The following is an 18789-nucleotide window of genomic DNA, read 5'->3' on the forward strand; positions in this document are numbered from 1 at the left end:
GGAAAACTATGAAATATGATATAGCTATTATAGGAAGCGGATTAGGCGGACTCGAGTGTGCTTACATCCTGGCGAAGGAAGGATATAATGTTTGCGTACTCGAAAAAAACAGGGTGCTCGGGGGATGCCTGCAGACATTCAAGAGATGCGGCACTGTATTCGACACCGGCATGCATTATATCGGCGGAATGGATGAAGGCCGGGTATTAAACCGGTTGTTCAACTATTTCGACCTGAATTCAAGGCTGAAGTTGAAGCGCCTTGATGAGGATGGCTATGATATAATCCGCTATGACGGCACAGACTATAAATTTGCAATGGGCTATGAGCGCTTCAGGGATACCATGATTGATCAGTTCCCCGGTGAGGCAAAGTCTATTGACACTTACATTTCAATGGTTAAAGAAATCCGCGACTCGGTGGATATGTACAACCTCGAAAACATAACCACGTCAAACACTGCTTATCTTAAATATTACGGTATCAGCATAGCCGAATTCCTCGAGTCAATAACGGAAAACAAGGTCTTACGCAACGTATTGGCGGGTTTGGCTCCCCTTTATGGCGGAATGAAGGAAACATCCCCTATTTACGTCCCGCTTGTCATTCATTCTTCTTATATCGAAGGCGCCTACCGTTTCCTCGGCGGAGGCTCTCAATTGAGCGACTGCCTGGCTGATTCGGTAAAATTTTTCGGAGGCACAATCATTCCAAAGGCCGAGGTGACCCGGATTTATCATGAAGGGGGCAGGGTGACCTCACTCGAAATCAACCATGAAGAGCGGATTGAAGCAACGAATTACATTTCTGATATTCATCCAAAGACCCTGTTAAAACTCCTCGATGAGAATGCATTCAAGGCAGCCTATAAACACCGTATAGCAAGCATTACAGAAACGTATGGTATGTTTACTGTTTACCTTGCGATGAAAGCAAATGCCTTTCCTTACAGGAACCGTAATTATTTCTGCTACCAGGTGAAAGACCTGTGGAATGACTTTCATTACACAGAAGATACCTGGCCCGGCGGTTATATGATTCATTTTTCACCAGGCCTTGAAAATCCCGACCATACGGATGGAATTATTGTAAACACTATTATGCGGTGGGAAGAAATGATGCCATGGCTTAATACAACCGTTGAAAACAGGGGCGATTCATACCGTGATTTCAAAAAGCACAAATCGGAACTGGTGATGAACCAGGTAGAAAAAGATTTTCCCGGAATAAAGCAGGCGGTTCGTGCAATTTATACTTCATCACCGCTAACCTATCGTGATTACACAGGTACGTGGGAGGGATCAGTTTATGGCATTCAAAAGGATTACAAAAACCCGATGAAAACATTAATTTTACCCCGCACACACCTGAGAAATCTTTTGCTCACCGGTCAGAACACCAATGTACACGGTGTAGTGGGGGTAACCATTGGTTCTTTCCTTACCTGTTCTGAACTTCTGGGCAAAAAATACCTGATGGATAAGCTGTACAATGAGTGCTAAAAAGAAAACATTCTTCCGCCGTACCGGTGTCAGGGTCCTGCTCGGATTTTTGGTGCTAATTGTAGTCCTTGTGATCTACTTTACCATTGTGGCTGTTGACCGTCCCCCGCATATTGCTGACAAATCAAGCCTTTCCATTCAAAGACAACATCCCGATTCAACAACCTGGGTCTATGGAAACAATTGGATGCATAAGAGCAAGAGTGGTTTGTGGGAAGTTTACCTTGAAGGTAAGCCTTTTGAAAGGGGTGCGGCATTTGGCCAGCTTACAAAGGAGCTGCTCTATTACCAGGAAACCACATTCTTTGACCAGATCAGGGAACTTGTACCCTCCGACCGGTATCTGAAGGTTCTGAAATATTTCACCGCTTTCTTTAACCGGAACCTGGACAAAAGTATACCCGAAGAATACAAGGATGAAATTTACGGTACATCATTTGCCTGTGCTCCTGAATACGATTTCATCGGCAGCGGATATCAGCGACAACTGAATTACCATGCCGCTCACGACATTGGCCATGCCTTACAGGGCCTTAACCTCGTAGGATGTACATCATTCTCGGTGTGGGATGCAAAAGCATCGGATTCCTGCCTGCTGGTGGGTCGGAACTTTGACTTTTACATGGGCGATAAATTTGCTGAAAACAAAATCGTATGTTTTGTCAATCCCTCCGAAGGCAACCGGTTTATGATGATCACCTGGGCCGATCTGATCGGTGTTGTATCCGGAATGAACGAAAAAGGCCTTACCATAACTCTGAATGCATCCCGTTCATCGGTTCCAAAGCAGGCAGCAACGCCGGTTACCCTGCTGGCCAGGGAAATCCTGCAATATGCATCAACAATTGATGAGGCTTATACCATTGCAAAAAGGCGTAAGCTGTTTGTTTCAGAATCCCTGATGATCGGGTCAGCAAAAGATCATAGTACGGCTATCATTGAGAAATCGCCTCTGAAAACATCTCTTTTCCGCTCAACAGGAAACCAGATTATCTGTTCCAATCATTTTCAGAGTGATGCTTTTGCCAACGACGAGGATAATATTGAAAATATTAAAGGTTCGGATTCCTACATGCGGTATCAGAGGGTGGAAGAACTGCTGAAAAGGCATGAGAAAATGAACGAATCGGATGTGGCAGCGGTTTTGCGTGACCAGCGGGTAATGGGCGACAGGAACGCCGGGATGGGTAACCAGCTTTCGATTAACCAGCTGATTGCCCATCATTCGGTAATCTTTAAACCCGACAGCCTGCTCGTTTGGGTTTCCACTTCGCCCTGGCAGTTGGGTCAATACGTCGCATATGACCTTCATGAAGTTTTCGGTAGTAAAAAATCACCGGTAAGTGCATGTCATGAGATTGCTCTGGAAAACAGGGTAATTCCTGCAGATACATTCCTGAATTCACCTGATTACATGAAATTCATTGATTTCAGAAAAATGTCGGCCGAATTAAGAACTTACGGAAAAAATAAAGAGCCATTGCCGGAAGGGTTCATTGATGAATATGAAACAAAAAATCCTGAGTTCTACCAGGAATATGTAAATCTTTCATCCTATTTCGAAAAAACAGGTGATTATGCTGATGCGCTGAAATATACCGAAACGGCACTACGGAAGATTTTGCCCGGACTGGATGAAAAGATAAAGCTTACTGAACGTTCTCAAAAATTAAGAAAAAAGGTTCACAATGGTCAAACGCAGCATTGAAACCGGCAGTCCTGAGGAAATCAGGCGCTTCCAGGAACAGGAACTGATGAAACTTCTATCATACCTGAAGCTCAATTCAAAGTTTTACAATGCCTCTTTCAAAAGGCACAAAATCGATACTGAAAAAATTAAAACGCTGGAAGACCTGCGTCTTCTGCCATTAACAACAAAAGAAGATCTTCAGATTCACGGTAACGATTTTGTATGCGTCGAAAAAAACAAAATAGTGGATTATATCACCACTTCGGGTACCCTTGGTGATCCTGTTGTTTTCGCAATGACTGACAATGATTTGAACAGGCTAGCTTATAATGAATACCTGGGTTTTAAAATCGCAGGTTGCACGAGCAATGACGTATTCCAGCTAATGACAACAATCGACAGGAGATTTATGGCAGGACTTGCATATTTCCTGGGATCAAGGATGCTGAAATCGGCCATGATAAGAGTGGGTAACGGTATTCCTGAATTGCAGTGGGATTCCATACTTCGTTTTCAGCCAACCACCCTGGTGGCTGTGCCGTCATTTCTTGTAAGCATTATTGATTATGCTGAAAAGCATGGTATTAATTACAGGGAATCAGGTGTAAAAAGAGCCATATGTATAGGCGATTCAATCCGCAACACTGATTTTACCTACAATACACTGGGAACAAAAATTTCCGGGCATTGGCCCGAATTGAAATTGTATTCAACCTATGCCTCAACTGAAATGGCTACCTCGTTTACTGAGTGTGAGCATGGAGTGGGCGGGCATCATAATCCCGACCTGATCATCGTTGAATTTCTTGATGAGCAGGACAATCCGGTTTCACCGGGGACACCGGGTGAGGTAACCATTACAACACTTGGTGTGGAAGGCATGCCGCTGTTACGGTTTAAAACAGGCGATATCGCCCAGTGTCATACAGAGCCCTGCAAATGCGGAAGAAATACAATACGTATAGGACCGGTATTAGGTCGTAAAAAGCAAATGATCAAATTCAAGGGCACTACTCTGTATCCGCCCGCTTTGTATGATATTCTTGAGAATATTGAAGGAGTGAAAAATTATGTGGTTGAAGTATATACAAACCAGATCGGAACGGATGAGATCCTGATCCGGGTGGGTTCTAACGATCATTCCGAAAGTTTTGAGAAAACGATAAAAGATCATTTCCGGGCCAAATTGCGGGTAGCGCCATCCATCTCCTTTGAAACCGTTGATTATATCAGCAGCCTGCAACAACCCCCCATGAGCCGCAAGCCTGTGAAGTTGATTGACAGGAGGTGAAGAAGAGGTGAGAGAAGAGAGGAGAGAGGAGAGCAGGGAGTAGATACTGGATACTGGATACTGGATGCTGGATGTTGGATGCTAAAAGCCCGTCATTGCGAGGAGCTTGATTAATAAATGATTATAGTTAGAATTTAACGTGACGAAGCAATCTGCCGGCACAGGAAGGACCCTGCAAAGACTGATTTTGCAGAATTCAACACAACTTGACTTCATATAAATTGTTACTTATGTAAACTACTAATTATTAACCACAATCATGGATAAAGAAGTTTTGTCCGGAGATGGTGTGAGAATCCATTATAGGATAACCGGAACCGGCTCAGTTGCCCTTTTCTTTGTGCATGGCTGGCTTGGAAACGCCGGTTGGTGGAACAGTCAATGTGATTATTTTGCAAAGAGATTCATAGTCGTTCAGATCGACCTGGCAGGACATGGACAATCGGCTAAAAACAGGCAGCTTTGGTCATCAGAGCAATATGCTGCGGATATAAAAGCTGTTGCCGATGAAATCGATGCCCGGAAAATAATTCTGATAGGTCATTCCATGTCGGGTGCCTATGTCATCCAGGCTTCGTTGATTATCCCTGAAACAATAGCCATAATACTGGTTGATACATTGCGAGACCTGGATCAGCTTATAACCTATGACCAGGCAGAGGATTTCATGTTCAGTAATTACAGGAAAGATTTCAAAGCGGCCGTTGAAAATATAATACCAAAGTATCTGTTCGTAGAAACAACACCTGCCGGTGTTCAAAGAAGGCTTCAGGATGAATTTCTCAATTACAAAGGTGACATGGCCATTAAAGTCATTGAACCGTTATATAAAGCGGATATCCGTGCCCTGGCAAAGGAAGTCATGGTGCCGGTAAGGGCAATTAATTCCGACTATAGTCCCACCAACCTTGAATCCAACCGCAAATACTTCAATGATTTTAATTACACAACCATTATGGGAACCGGCCATTACCCGATGCTTGAGAAACCTGATGAATTCAACAGGCAACTCGAACAAGTTTTGAATGATATGGATTTAAGAGGGTGACTATCCGATTAACCTCATGCGATACGCATTCATTGCCGTAAAGCCCAGTTTCTTAATCAGCTTATAATTAACAATGGCACCTACAGGGGCCCCGATAACGGGAACCAGTTGGGCCATTTTAGCCAGGTCTATGTAGTCCCTGTATTCCTGCTGAAATGTTCTCCAATCAAACTCATGTATGTCATCCGGGAGTTTCGCGCTTTTTTTATCCCAATCTGCCATTTTTAAATAGACATTTTTGCGGTGAATGTCGCTTGAAAAAGCCAGTTCAAAAATATGGAGGATATATATTCTTTCCTTGTAGTTTTTTATATCAAATCCATATATTGAGCCGATATCATATAATAACTTCAGTTTTATACCGATTAAAATCGGAAAGTCGGCAAGTCCGAGCAAAAACCCTCCTGCACCGGTGATTCCGCCTTCAACAGCAGCTGTTGTCCGATAGAACTCGGTTCGTTTGATAACAGTTTTTTCTAGCAATTCCAAAGATTTTTCATCGGGTTGTTTAAAAGTGGTGTAGGTAGCACCGAACAACACAACTCGAACCATTTGTTTGAGCGTTGTGGTTATTGCTTTATGAATTTTTTCGGGTATCCATTTATTAATACGGTCCTGGATACTTTTTGACATTCTGCCCAGGATGGATGGTTTACGCATCATAGCTTTTTGCCATCTCTTCATTTCCGCAATTGCATCTTTGGTATACTGATCCATGCAGAAAGAACATAAGGCGCTTGCATTTGTTTCAGGGTCGCTTAAAACGAAGTTAGCGATACTAATATTTGAATTGAGAAATTATATTAAGCAGGAATAATGTTTATATTCGAATTACAAACACCCAACGGTCAATTCACCCAAACGACCTCATGAAGTCAGTATTTAAAATTTTTATTCTTTTACTGGCCTATGCATGCAACGCTCAGGGCCGAAATGTTGTTAATCATGATTTATCATTATCCAGGATAATTGACTCGCTTAAAATCGACAAGAACACCATTTCAATCCTTATCGATAAATCGGATTACAGGCTTTATATCTGCAGCAATGAAAAAATAATCAAAGAGTATCCGGTTGTTTTCGGGAAAAAAGACAACCAGGATAAATTGATGCAGGGCGATAAGTGCACTCCGGAAGGCAAATTCAATATCATCTCGAAATACCCGCACAAGGAGTGGTCAAAATTCATCTGGATCAATTACCCGAACCAGGATTCATGGAGAAAACATAATGAGGCAAAAAAGAACGGTACGATTCCAAAAAATGCTGAGATTGGTGGCAGCGTGGGCATCCATGGCGTTCCAAAAGGAATGGATTACCTCATTGATTTGAAATATAACTGGACGCTGGGATGTATTTCGTTAAAAAATAAAGATGTGAATGAAATTTATCCGTATATAAACAAAAATACGGTGATAGAAATCCGGAAGTAATAAATCTGAATGCGTCAACTATCTTTATATACGTGTGAGTTAATAAGAGTATTCTTAATTTTTTGCATTCCTTTTTTGCAGGGCTGTAATTCGAATGCTGTTAGACAGGAAGAAAATAAAATCCGCTTCTCAGCTTATTTTATTCCTGTAGAGGGCGGACATATCGATATGAAATTGGACAGTATTACTCCTGTGGATAGTTTAATACCCCAATTAAGATACAAAAACCAATTATATGAAACCTACAAAGGTTATTGGATCGGATATAATGATTTAATGTTTTCAATTGCCGTGTATTCTGAAAGGGCAATAAAACCGTTAATTGATTTTATTGATACAACAAATATTGAATCCAGAATACCGGCTATATATACATTGCACTTAATAGGGATTAATTGCAGAATAGCAGGAAGAACATATGAACAATTTTCCAATAAACAAGCACGCCGGGCGCTTCTAAGCCTTTTAGTGAAATATGATAGTCTCCAGCCTCTGATAATGTCATTATTGAACAGAGACCCAAAAGAATCTGATATTCCGGTTCTTTTGAATATCATGGATTCGGTAAAAACAAATTGCTGGGCGATAACAAAAGCCTTGAACACTTACCATCTCAAAGATGCGCCTGTTAAAACAGAATCATCCTGGGATTATCTTCTGTACAGTTTTCCGGAAAGGGTTTCAGACGATCAGGCTATTCTATATAAAAAGTTATGGCTTGATTGGTGGAAAAAACAAGATGATTCATATAAGGAATACTTAAAAAAAAGCAACATCAAAATAAAAGATTCAGTATACAATTAGGTTTTTATTCTTTTTTATGAGAACATCCCTGTTCTGAGTAAATATTATTCTTTCGACTTCTTTTTAATAAAAATTGCATGAAATTCAACGATTTCCAACGCGATAGTCTGAGAGATGATCCTGATAATTACAGGTTAGTATTCTTCTATTTCAATTCAAAAGATTCAAGAGTCCTTGTTCCTAAAAGATTTCGGAACTCCGGCTGGACTTTCAATTTTGCCAATCCATTCACGTATTTAATCCTGATTGGAGTTGTTTTGTTTATTGGTTTGGTGGTTCTTTTCGCTTAAGGCCGGGGCTACTCCAATAGATTGAACTTAATTAAAACTGAATTGTCTCTAATAAAATTCAGTTTCAAATCCCTATTTTCCAAACCATTAAAACCAAACCCCATTAATACTACCCGTAAAACCTCGCTGGTCTTTGGATTATTTTTTGCAGGTACTTTTGTGTTTTCCATACCTGCCCTGTTTTTCTACGATCCATTATTTAAAAGCAATGAATACCTTGTTCTCGGCGGATTTGACACACGGATTTCAATAGGTGCGTTATTCGAAATATTATTGGCCATTTGTAACATCGCCACTGCTGTTGTTATTTTCCCGGTTTTCAAACGTGTCAGTGAATCGGTATCTCTCGGTTATGTGGCATCGCGGACAGTAGAGTCCTTACTGATTCTTACAGGTGTGATCAGTCTGATGTCAGTTATGAGTTTCCGGGCCGGATTCATTTCAGGGGGTGATACACACGACTTGCTTATGACAAAGCAACTATTCGTTACTTTTCACGACTGGACATTCCTCCTTGGACCCCAGTTTTGCTCCGGTTTTGGTAACGGCATGCTACTGGGATATCTTATGTATAGATCAGGGGCTGTCCCAAAACGTTTAGCGTTAATCGGACTTATCGGAGGTCCATTGGCATTCCTGGGAGGAATAATGGTGTTATTTGATGTACTTAAACCCCTGAGTCCGGGTTTGTTTGCTTTTACAGCACTTGAAATCATCTGGGAGCTTTCAATCACTTTTTATTCCATTTTCAAGGGCTTCAGCTCATCTCCGTTGCTTGATTCAAAAATCAGCTGATCCCCTTATGAATTATCGTCATTTTCTTGCTGCAGTATGCATAGGTTTTGGCGCAACGTTGTTCACTGATCTCTGGAACCTTTTCCTTAAACGAAGTTTCAATATCCGGTCACTTGATTTTTGCCTGCTGGGGCGTTGGATATTGTATATGCCTCATGGTAAATTCATTCATGATAATATAAAAATGGCCCAACCAAAGTCCTATGAGTGTGCAATTGGATGGCTGGCCCATTACAGCATTGGGATTTCACTTACAGTTTTCTTTGTTCTGTTCGTGATCCTGAATTGGATCAGGTTGACTATTTTCTCAGCCCTGTTATACGGTATCTGTACAGTCGTATTTCCCCTATTTGTTTTGCAGCCTTCGCTGGGATTAGGCCTTGCTTCATCAAAAACTCCCATACCTGCACAAGCGAGGTTCAAAAGTCTCATGACCCACTTCTTTTTTGGACTGGGCATTTGGCTTTTTGCGAGTGTGGCGAAATATTTCTTCAAATTGTATTAACCAGGCCGAATCGCAAAAATCTTCATGTTGCTTAATTATTATAGAGGTCGATTTTAGCTTAAATGAAACTGACTACTTGAAAGTCTCGTTTAAAAAAAATATTGACCACTATAAACCTCAAAAATGAACCAATTTTACAAAAACCTGATCAGTGTTATTACTTTTGTAATAGCCTTCACAATTGCCGCAAGCGCACAATACACCATCCAGGACAGTGATGTCACAGTCGAAAATGGCATTATTACTCAATGTAACACTGCTTCTTCGGATTGGGGAACAGGAGAACTGAATATCCCCGCGGTGCTTGACGGACAGAATGTAAAAGGTATCAGTTACAATGTGTTTTCATCAAAAGGTATTACAAAATTAACCCTGGCCGAAGGTATTGAAGAAATTAAAGCGTATTCATTCGGTTCAAATCCTATCATTGAAATCCACTTTCCGGCCAGTCTTCTGAAAATTAACGCCGGTGTATTTGAACATTGCTCCCTGACCAAAATTACGTTGCCGGTTAACATTGAATATATCGGCAGCAGCGCTTTTGGCTACAACTCAATTGACAGTGTTGTTATCCCTCAAAGTGTAGCTTACCTGGGTAAAAGTATCTTTCAGCATAATAATGTAAAGCATGTTGAATTTGAAGAAAACAGTAACATCCGGTTAATCGATGAGAATTGTTTCCAGGACGGTGGTTACTCAAGCCTTACATCCGTCACTCTTCCAACCAATATGAACCCCGGATTTACCGCATACAGGGATTTACAAGGTAATGTGTATAATGAAGGAAATTCAATCACGGATTTTTCAGGTATATATTTTGCCGATATCCCGCCTCACATTCTGACCACAAAAGATGTGCAGTTTAACAATGACCAGATTATTGATTATTCAGGAAGCTACCCGAAAATTATTATTCCGCATGAAATAGACGGAATTGCAATTAATACCATTCCGGGCGCCTCCTTTGATTATCGGACAATCATCGAAGTAAATTTTTCTGAAGGAATCACATCAATTGATTTCAATGCCTTTGCCTATTGCCATATCAAAAAAATAACTCTGCCAAATTCTCTGGTATCCCTTGGTTCCGGGGCGTTTATGAATAATCTGATCGATACGCTTCAATTGCCTGAGAATTTGAATTCAGTTGGAGGCAATGCCTTTCAGTATAATGTACTCAAATATGTCCGGATACCGGGAAGTCTTACTCATTTGGAATCATGCGTTTTTCAGAACAATTTACTGGACAGCATTTATATACCTGAAACTGTTATTTCTATAGGTAGTTGTGCTTTTGCCGATAATCAGTTATCCGGTATATTCCTTAATAATACAATCAATTCTGTCGGAACTTTTGCATTCTCTAATAATTTAATTAACAGGGTAACGCTTTCCGAAAACATGACAAACCTGAGTATTGGAGTTTTTGAGAACAACAAATTGGATTCGTTAATTCTTCCGGCCGGTATTCTGTCAATTGACGACCGTGCCTTTAACGGCAATTCTTTGCGAAACATCATCTTACCCGATCATATCAATTTTATTGGTAAGAAAGCGTTTGCGGGAAATGTGGGGTTAGCTTCCGTGGAATTACCCGATGTTACCAGGGACGGATATACATTCATCAATTGGCAAAATAACAGCGATTCAAGCTCTGTTACAAGAATATTGGATTTTGATGCTTCATACGAAGCCCTGTTTACTATAAATTCATATGATGTGATTTTTACTTCCGGAGGTAACGGAATATTGGCAGGAGATACGATCCAGGTTGTTGAATATGGAAATGACGCAACCGGGGTCCACGCGATACCGAATCAGGGTTATCATTTTCAGAAATGGCAAAATAGTATAACCGGTGATTCAGTCTCTGCAAGCAATCCGCTTGTAATTTATAATGTGAATAAAGATACAGCCCTGGAAGCTGTATTTGTAAAAGATATAACAACATTAACAGGTGACCAGGAAATCAGTCTGGTGCTATACCCTAACCCGGTAATTCATACGCTTAACATAAAATCTCAGGTGAAAATCAGGTCTGTTGAAATAATAAACGGTAATGGTTCTATCATCTGTCGGAATGATGTAAACCAAACACAGGTCAGTCTGAGTATGAAAAACGTTGCGCCTGGGATCTATTTTGTGAAAGTTGGCGTTGAAAATAGTTTTATTATAAGAAAAGTTGTGGTTGAGTAGCATGTAGAGACGCGATTTATCGCGTCTCCTAACCGTGTATGAGGTCAGAGATACCAACAGGTCAGATTGCCGCATAATGATCCGACTCTGACAGGTCTGCGACTCTTTCAGGTCAGATAACTGTCACGTTTTGATTTCACCCACAAACTGAATCGGGGTTTTATTGAATTTCTTTTTGAAGCAGCGTGTAAAGTAACTGTGATCATTAAACCCTACCATGGTGGCAATTTCAGCTATGCTGATGTCTTTGTTCTTCATCAATCTTGCAGCCTCTGTAATTCTTACGTTACGGATAAATTCATTGGGTGACATACCGGTAAGGCTTTGGATCTTGCGATATAATGTTGAATGACTGATATGGATCTTTTCGAGCATCATAGTTACGTTGAACTCCGGATCTTCAATATTTTCCGTGATCAGTCCGATGATCTGCTGCATAAAATCCACATTGATCTGTGACAATCCCCCGGGATTAAATTCAGAGCCAATCCCTCCTGAGAATTTTTCTTTAATGATTTCCCTTTGTTTCTTCAACGAATCAATCCTGGCTTTCAGCAATTTCAGGTCCAATGGCTTGGCTATATATGAATCAGCTCCGGCCAGGTATCCTTCATACCGGTCATCATTAGTGAATTTGGCCGTCAGCAGAATGATCATAATGTGGTTCACATTAAAATCAGCCTTTAATTTCTTACACATCTCAAATCCGTTCATTCCGGGCATCATTACATCACTCACTATCAGATCGGGATGTTGTGAACACGCGGCTTCATATCCTTCAATTCCGTCCCTGGCTTCAGATATTTTATAGAATCTTGATAAATGCTTACTTATAAGTTTTCTTAATTCATTGTTGTCTTCGACAACAAGCACCGAGAAATCCGAATCCGCCACTAATCCGCTTTCTGATTCAGGTGTGTCGTCTGAAACCAGTATTTCATCAAGAACTACCTTAAATTCACCGGCAGGATGATTGGGTAAAACGGTTTGCTCATCTTTAACTTCCTTTAAATTTTTGTTCAGGGGTATGCGGATTGTAAACATGCTCCCTTCGCCCTCCTTATTACTTTTCACGGTGATTGTACCCTGGTGAAGGTCGACTATGTTCTTAACCAGATGAAGGCCGATCCCCACACCGAATGTTCTTCCCGTAACCGAACTTACCTGGTAAAAACGATCGAAAATGTGTTCGATCTCTTTTTCGGAGATACCATAGCCGGTATCTTTAACAACTATTTCAATAAACTCTTTGCCCTCAGTCTTTAAAAGCGAATATTCAACCTGGACACATCCGCCTTCATTTGAATATTTAAAAGCATTGCTGACCAGGTTGGTCAGAATCGTTTCGATTTTTTCCACATCGCAATAAATGGCCTTATTTATTTTTCCGTTGACAGTGAAGACCATGTTCTTCCGCTTGGCCAGTGGCTGAAACAGCTCCTTCAGCTTTTCGAAAACTTCATCAATATATGTAAGTTCGATATCCAGCCTCATATCACCGGATTCAATCTTCCTGAAATCGAGGAGTTGCTTTATAAGTGTTATCAGCCGGTTTACGTTCATCCAGATGGACTGCAATGTGTTTTTATCCACACCGGGTTTTTCATTCAGCTCTTCAACACCGCATGAAATAATCGACAAAGGAGTGAGCAGCTCGTGTGAAACATTTGTAAAAAACCTCAATTTGAATTCGTTTATGTTTTCGTTCTTTACCCGTTCTAGTTTCTCAATTTCAAAAGCCTGTTTGATTTTCAGGTTATTCATGCGGAACCAGAAGATCATATAAATAATTGACAGAAAAAGTAACAGGTAAATGGTTATTGCAACTTTAGTTAAAAACGGTGAAGGTTTCACAACAAGGATAAGGCGAACCGGTTGTTCATTCCATATCCAGCTGTTATTGGCAGCCTTGACAAGGAATGTATATTTTCCCGGGGGTACATTAGTATACACAGCTGTCCGGTTGTTGCAATCCGACATGATCCAGTCGTTATCAAACCCTTCGAGCTTATGCATGAATTTGTTGTTTTTTGCCTGTGAGTATGACAACGCTGAAAAGCTGACCGAAAAGTTATTTTCCTGGTTTGAAAGAACAAGCCTGTTATCCTGTATTCGCTCTGCCTCAACAGGTTCATTGTTGATCTCAATTTTTGTTACCACCACAGGAGGTAAATAGAGGTTGGGCTGAAATTCTTCGGGATTAAACCGGTTAAAGCCATGAAGACCGCCGATATATATTCTTCCCTGGTTGTCCTTATAAGAGGCTCCAAGGTTGAATATATTACCCTGTAGCCCGTCATCAACGGTGAAATTCTGAATGTTCAAATCCTCGTTCTCGACAACAAGCCTCACCAGTCCCTTATTCGTGGTAGCCCAAATTGCGTTTGAATTATCAGGAATCAGGTTATACACCGTATTGCCGGTGAATTCCATCACTTTCGGGAAATTCCTGAAGGAATTGGTTTTGCGGTCGTATTGAATAATGCCATCTGTGCCTGTTCCAATCCATATTCTGTTTTTATTGTCCTCTACAATCACATTGACTGTATGGCCGCTCACCCTGAGTTTAGAAAGGCCGAAATCGTTAATGGTTTCAAATTTCAGCGAAGCATGATCCTTTAAATCACTTTTCAGCCGGCTGATTCCTCCGTCTTCTGTTGCAATCCAAAGAACGTGCTGTGAATCGATCAGAATGGAAGTAATATTTTTACCGCATATCGAGTTGGGATCCCTGCTATCGGGCAAGTACTTATACGTATCGAATTTGTCAATTTCATGATTGTAAACCAGTTTAATCAATCCTTCGCTGGTTCCGACCCATAAGCAGTTATACCTGTCTTCGGCAATGCAATTCACCGAATACGGCGGCGGGCCCTGTGAAAAGAAATATCTTGAAACGATGTTCTGCAGCTTTCCTGTTTTACCGTCCTTTTTATAAAGTCCGAGGTAACGGGTTCCAAACCATAAATTTTCACGTGAATCCTTAAAGATGCAGAATACGGAATTATTTTCCGATGTGAATTCATTTAACACCGGAAGATTCCTGTAATCTTTGAATGTTTTTTTCTCCAGGTTGTACAAACCAATAACCAGTGAACGGACTCCGAGCAATAATTCATTTTCATTGACCGGATAGAAGCAATAGACTACTTCGCTTGTTAATGGGGTATTTGAACTGGGTATATTGAATAATTCGAATTTATAACGCTTTAAATCGATCTTATTCACGCCTCCTCCCATGGTTGCAAGCCACATCGAACCTGAAACATCCTGTTTCATTTCATAAATTTCCGATTTTGAAGGAAGAGTGGTGGAGACACCTTCATTATACGATATTATTTCGGGATCATTTGCATTCGGATTCGATATGATACTTAACCCGTTTGATGTTCCAACCCAGATGGAGTTGTCAGGCGTTTGTTCCAGACAGAAAATAATATTATCACATATGTTTTTCCCTTTGTTCCCGGCGTCGAGGTAAAAATGATTCAGATATTCAATCGAATTATCCGTTATACGCACCTTGAACAAGCCCGTCTCCCACGTTCCGATCCAGGTATATCCGTTTTTATCTTCAAGAAAACTCCATATTCTTACCGGATTTGTGAGGTTAAAAACATTCTGGCTGATATAGTAATTTCTGAATGAATCGGTTTTCTCATTGTACACATACAGTCCGTTTTCCCAGGTTCCGAAAAGTATCCTGCCCTGTGAATCTTCGTAAATGCTCGTTACATTGCCGAAGGGCACAGCCCCGGGATTGTGTTTATCTTCGGCATAAATCTTCATTATTTTTTTATCGGGATCATACCGGGCAACGCCATGATAGGTGGCGATCCACATCCTGCCTTTGCTGTCGCGCAGAAGGTCCTGTATCTGGTTATCATTAATGTATAAAGCCTTTGTCGGATCGTTTGAGATTGTAGTAACGGATTCGGTTTTCGGATCAAAAATCTGGATGCCAAAATATTTCGTTCCCAGCCACAATTTTCCATCCTTAGCCACTTCAATGCATTCAAATACATTTGATTTAAAATATGCTTCACCGTTAAGCCTGTTTTTGTAGACCTTCACCGTATAGCCGTCGTAACGGTTCAGTCCATCCAGGGTGGCGAACCACATATACCCGTCGTTATCCTGGATGATACTTGAAACAAAGTCGGATGACAGTTCATTCCGGTCATCTATCCGTTCGAATTTCAGGTTTTCATTAGCCGATAAACAAAAAGGAAACAGAAGAAGGACACCGCATATGAATCTTTCAGCAAAAAAGGAAAGAAACGATTTGATATTTTGTTTAATGGGCATAGGAATATCAAATATAATGAATTCTTTGGGGTGATGAAAGGATCAATTCTGCAATTGACTAATTTGTACCAGAAACTGGTCTGTATATCCTAGAAAGCCGTAAATAAACTATTTTGACAAATTTATACCAGAGAATGACAGAAATGTTTAATAGTGTCCACACCAATTTGAAGTAATTTGGCTTAGTCAATCCATGGATTTTTTTTCTTATGGTTGTATCATAACCCTTTTTTCTATTTCTAAACCACTAAAAACTATTCTATGAAAAAATTATTTCTACTTTTTTTAACTGTTATCAGCCTTCCGGTATTGGCCCAATACCCGAAGGGCATGACTGATATTACCTCGGCACTTGCTGCAGGTGATGCCGGTTTTGCGCTTACTACGGAAGACGACAGAAGCGGAACTTTTAAAAGTACGCTCGTCATCATTGGGGACAATATGTTTTTTACTGCTAAAAGCACAGCCAGCGGTGATGAACTGTATATAACCGATGGAACTGTTGAAGGCACTAAGATGGTAAAAGACATTAACCCCGGAAGCGGCGATGCAAGTCCCCGTTACCTTGTTGCTGTAAATGGTAAACTGTATTTCCAGGCCGATAACGGAACTGATGGCGTTGAGCTTTGGGAATCGGACGGAACAGAAGCCGGAACCAAAATGGTGGCTGACGTTTACCCGGGCGCTGAGTCATCAGCTCCTGATATGCTGACCGTTCTTGACGGTAAGATCCTTTTCAGGGCAACTACAGTAGCCAGTGCTGCCGATGGCAAAAAATGGCTTCACATTTTTGATCCCGGGACCCAGGAAGAAACCCTTGTAAGTGAGATTCAGGCAAGGGCTGAAGGCGATGCCGTAATTCCAAGGATACAGGTTGACAACAAGCATAAGGTAGCCTATTTCATTGGTGAGCCTGTTGGTGAAAACCAGGAAGTATACAAAACAGACGGTACTTCTGAAGGTACAGGCAAAATTTTCGATGTTACACCCGAAGCATTGGGAAGCAGCAATATCCAGTGGGTATTTGTACATGACGATTCCGTTGTAGTATGGCGTCAGAAAACTCCGCGCAAATATGCTGGAGCTGACAGCGTAAATTATGTACAGCACCTGAGTGAGCAAATCTGGATTTCAGACGGAACCGCTGAAGGAACCCGGTTGCTTTCACATTTCGATAAAAACGTGGATACCGACGGTAACGGAACCAATACACAATTTGCATTTCCTGTAAGCTGGAAAGGTAAACTGTATTTCCGCGCTGATAACGGTGTAAACGGTGTTGAATTCAGTGTTTCTGACCTGACTACAGAAGGAACTCACCAGGTTCAGGATTTGAATCCCGGTACCGATGCAAGCTGGCCGGAAGATTATGCCGTGTATAAAGGCTATCTCTGCTTCGATGCTAATGCCGGCAATGGTAATGAAGGAGCTGAAATCCGCTATTTTGACGATGCCGACAACACAATTAAATTAATGGCCTATGCATGGCCGGGTGATGATGGCAGCTGGTCAAAAAGAACAACTGCGGTGCAGTATGACGGTGTTGATTCACTGTTGTATTTCGTTGGCAGTGGCCCTTCAACAGGAGGCCCCGAGCTTTTTGTAGCTTCCGCATTCGGTAGCCAGGCTGAATTGGTATATGCACTGGATCCGGCAGGTTCCACACCGCATAACCTTAAATCGTGGCAAAACTCCCTGTTTTTCACTACCAATAAGGTAAACAGGTTATTCCGCTACCAGTTCACGATCGCTCCCAAGATCAATGCTGAAGGTAAAATTTTCTATGATTATTCGAACTTCCAGGATACCATTAAGGTAAAACTGTCGATTGCCAATTCAGAGTCGCTTACCAACAAGGTTTTGAAAGTTGAACCCAATGATAACTCCGAATTGTACCTGATCAGCAAAACAAAAGGAGGAACATTCGGAACTGCTCCGATTTATACAGCCAATACAGGTGTTGATTCTTTCTATGTAAAAGCTAACCACACCAAGATGAGTCCCGACGGATTCAAATTTGAAAGCACCCTGAGAGTTGTACATCTCGAAATCGACACCCTGCTAATCGGTGCAAGATCGGTTCTTGAGCCTGTATTCCGCAATGAAATGCTTTATCATATCGATCTTGGAAACACCACATCAGCCATTGACAACAGCGTGGATACCCTTGGAGCTTACCAGTCTGTTTTCGATCAGGCATATGGATTGGATACACTCGCAGGTAAAACATGGGGTTACAAGACAGGCGGCTGGGGCTGGACCGGCTCAGGAAATAAGTGGAACACCATGCGTGAAGCAAATTACCAGGCAAATCCTGAAGGACAGTTCTATGACCTCCAGGTTGAACCGGGCGACTATGTAGTTCAGATCGGCTGGTATGAAAACTGGGGTACAAGAACACAGAAAGTAACGGCAAACGGTGAAGATGTAATTGCAGAAATCGTCTCCCTCCCTGGTGATTATCTGGTAGAAGATTTCGAAGTCACTGTTGAAGACACTATTCTTTCAATAGGATGGTCATCACTTAACGCTAACAACGCATACTTCTCATGGATTAAAGTGGGTAAGAAATGCACCGGAGGCGATTGTGCTACAAAATGTTTTGACCCGATGTGCCGCTTAAGGTCAAGTTTATATTCGCCCGAAGAGCCTGTTAACACTCAGGATGTACCTAAAGAGGGAGACATGAGTGTTTACCCGAATCCGGCAACCGGCTCGGTTAATGTTTCACTGGATACCAAATCATTTACATCCATCCAGATCATTGACCTGACAGGTAAGATTGTTTTACGCACCAATATTGACAATACAATTACAAGACTCAATGTGAATTCACTGCAAAACGGAGTTTACCTTGTAAGAGCCATTGGAAACGGAGGTGTTAAAACTCAGAAACTCATCATCTCCAGGTAGTCAACTGATTCCCT

General features: G+C 41.3%; 13 protein-coding genes. 11 read left to right on the forward strand and 2 right to left on the reverse strand.

Annotated features, from left to right (window positions below; translation table 11 throughout):
• Window positions 1-8: 8 nt before the first annotated feature.
• From VK179_20800 to VK179_20815, 4 genes are all read left to right on the forward strand, one after another.
• Complete coding sequence (locus VK179_20800; GenBank protein ID HLO61202.1) at window positions 9-1502, forward strand: NAD(P)/FAD-dependent oxidoreductase; 1494 nt, start codon at window positions 9-11, stop codon at window positions 1500-1502.
• Window positions 1492-3210, forward strand: a complete 1719-nt coding sequence (locus VK179_20805) for a C45 family peptidase (GenBank protein HLO61203.1) — start codon at window positions 1492-1494, stop codon at window positions 3208-3210. The genes VK179_20800 and VK179_20805 overlap by 11 nt, the downstream gene beginning before the upstream one ends.
• Window positions 3191-4483, forward strand: coding sequence for an AMP-binding protein (locus tag VK179_20810; GenBank protein HLO61204.1), 1293 nt, complete (start codon window positions 3191-3193; stop codon window positions 4481-4483). Before VK179_20805 ends, VK179_20810 begins: the two co-directional genes overlap by 20 nt.
• 259 nt (window positions 4484-4742) lie before the next feature.
• On the forward strand, window positions 4743-5531 hold the full coding sequence (locus VK179_20815; GenBank protein ID HLO61205.1) for an alpha/beta hydrolase: 789 nt from the start codon (window positions 4743-4745) through the stop codon (window positions 5529-5531).
• Here VK179_20815 and VK179_20820 read toward each other — a convergent pair whose 3' ends face one another.
• Window positions 5532-6248 (reverse strand): EcsC family protein, encoded by a 717-nt coding sequence (locus VK179_20820; protein ID HLO61206.1) that lies wholly within the window; start codon window positions 6246-6248, stop codon window positions 5532-5534.
• 152 nt (window positions 6249-6400) lie between these two features.
• Here VK179_20820 and VK179_20825 point away from each other — a divergent pair, with 152 nt between their 5' ends.
• The 6 genes from VK179_20825 (at window position 6401) to VK179_20850 (ending at window position 11554) form a co-directional block, all read left to right on the forward strand.
• Window positions 6401-6964 carry a L,D-transpeptidase gene (locus tag VK179_20825; protein HLO61207.1) on the forward strand — a complete coding sequence of 188 codons (564 nt, stop codon included), beginning with the start codon at window positions 6401-6403 and terminating at the stop codon, window positions 6962-6964.
• Window positions 6965-7039: 75 nt separating this feature from the next.
• Window positions 7040-7768 (forward strand): hypothetical protein, encoded by a 729-nt coding sequence (locus tag VK179_20830; protein ID HLO61208.1) that lies wholly within the window; start codon window positions 7040-7042, stop codon window positions 7766-7768.
• 77 nt (window positions 7769-7845) lie between these two features.
• On the forward strand, window positions 7846-8058 hold the full coding sequence (locus tag VK179_20835; GenBank protein HLO61209.1) for a DUF5808 domain-containing protein: 213 nt from the start codon (window positions 7846-7848) through the stop codon (window positions 8056-8058).
• A 42-nt stretch (window positions 8059-8100) separates the two neighbouring features.
• Complete coding sequence (locus tag VK179_20840) at window positions 8101-8853, forward strand: DUF4386 domain-containing protein (GenBank protein HLO61210.1); 753 nt, start codon at window positions 8101-8103, stop codon at window positions 8851-8853.
• A 7-nt stretch (window positions 8854-8860) separates the two neighbouring features.
• Window positions 8861-9358 carry a DUF2938 domain-containing protein gene (locus VK179_20845; protein HLO61211.1) on the forward strand — a complete coding sequence of 166 codons (498 nt, stop codon included), beginning with the start codon at window positions 8861-8863 and terminating at the stop codon, window positions 9356-9358.
• Window positions 9359-9481: 123 nt separating this feature from the next.
• Window positions 9482-11554 (forward strand): leucine-rich repeat protein, encoded by a 2073-nt coding sequence (locus VK179_20850; GenBank protein HLO61212.1) that lies wholly within the window; start codon window positions 9482-9484, stop codon window positions 11552-11554.
• Window positions 11555-11677: 123 nt separating this feature from the next.
• Here the strand turns inward: VK179_20850 and VK179_20855 are convergent, their stop codons facing one another.
• A complete protein-coding gene (locus VK179_20855; GenBank protein ID HLO61213.1) occupies window positions 11678-15862 on the reverse strand; it encodes a two-component regulator propeller domain-containing protein in 4185 nt (1394 codons plus the stop codon).
• A gap of 261 nt (window positions 15863-16123) precedes the next feature.
• On the opposite strand from VK179_20855, the gene VK179_20860 reads away from it, so the two are divergent.
• Complete coding sequence (locus VK179_20860; GenBank protein HLO61214.1) at window positions 16124-18775, forward strand: ELWxxDGT repeat protein; 2652 nt, start codon at window positions 16124-16126, stop codon at window positions 18773-18775.
• Window positions 18776-18789 lie beyond the last annotated feature (14 nt).

It is taken from the genome of Bacteroidales bacterium, from assembly GCA_035299085.1.
GTDB lineage: Bacteria > Bacteroidota > Bacteroidia > Bacteroidales > UBA10428 > UBA5072.

Excerpts from the sequence above, each read along its gene's own strand:
- VK179_20860 (HLO61214.1), top strand. The coding sequence starts at position 16,124 with ATGAAAAAATTATTTCTACTTTTTTTAACTGTTATCAGCCTTCCGGTA.
- VK179_20820 (HLO61206.1), bottom strand. The coding sequence starts at position 6,248 with ATGGATCAGTATACCAAAGATGCAATTGCGGAAATGAAGAGATGGCAA.
- VK179_20855 (HLO61213.1), bottom strand. The coding sequence starts at position 15,862 with ATGCCCATTAAACAAAATATCAAATCGTTTCTTTCCTTTTTTGCTGAA.
- VK179_20835 (HLO61209.1), top strand. The coding sequence starts at position 7,846 with ATGAAATTCAACGATTTCCAACGCGATAGTCTGAGAGATGATCCTGAT.
- VK179_20845 (HLO61211.1), top strand. The coding sequence starts at position 8,861 with ATGAATTATCGTCATTTTCTTGCTGCAGTATGCATAGGTTTTGGCGCA.
- VK179_20805 (HLO61203.1), top strand. The coding sequence starts at position 1,492 with ATGAGTGCTAAAAAGAAAACATTCTTCCGCCGTACCGGTGTCAGGGTC.
- VK179_20810 (HLO61204.1), top strand. The coding sequence starts at position 3,191 with ATGGTCAAACGCAGCATTGAAACCGGCAGTCCTGAGGAAATCAGGCGC.
- VK179_20825 (HLO61207.1), top strand. The coding sequence starts at position 6,401 with ATGAAGTCAGTATTTAAAATTTTTATTCTTTTACTGGCCTATGCATGC.
- VK179_20815 (HLO61205.1), top strand. The coding sequence starts at position 4,743 with ATGGATAAAGAAGTTTTGTCCGGAGATGGTGTGAGAATCCATTATAGG.
- VK179_20850 (HLO61212.1), top strand. The coding sequence starts at position 9,482 with ATGAACCAATTTTACAAAAACCTGATCAGTGTTATTACTTTTGTAATA.
- VK179_20800 (HLO61202.1), top strand. The coding sequence starts at position 9 with ATGAAATATGATATAGCTATTATAGGAAGCGGATTAGGCGGACTCGAG.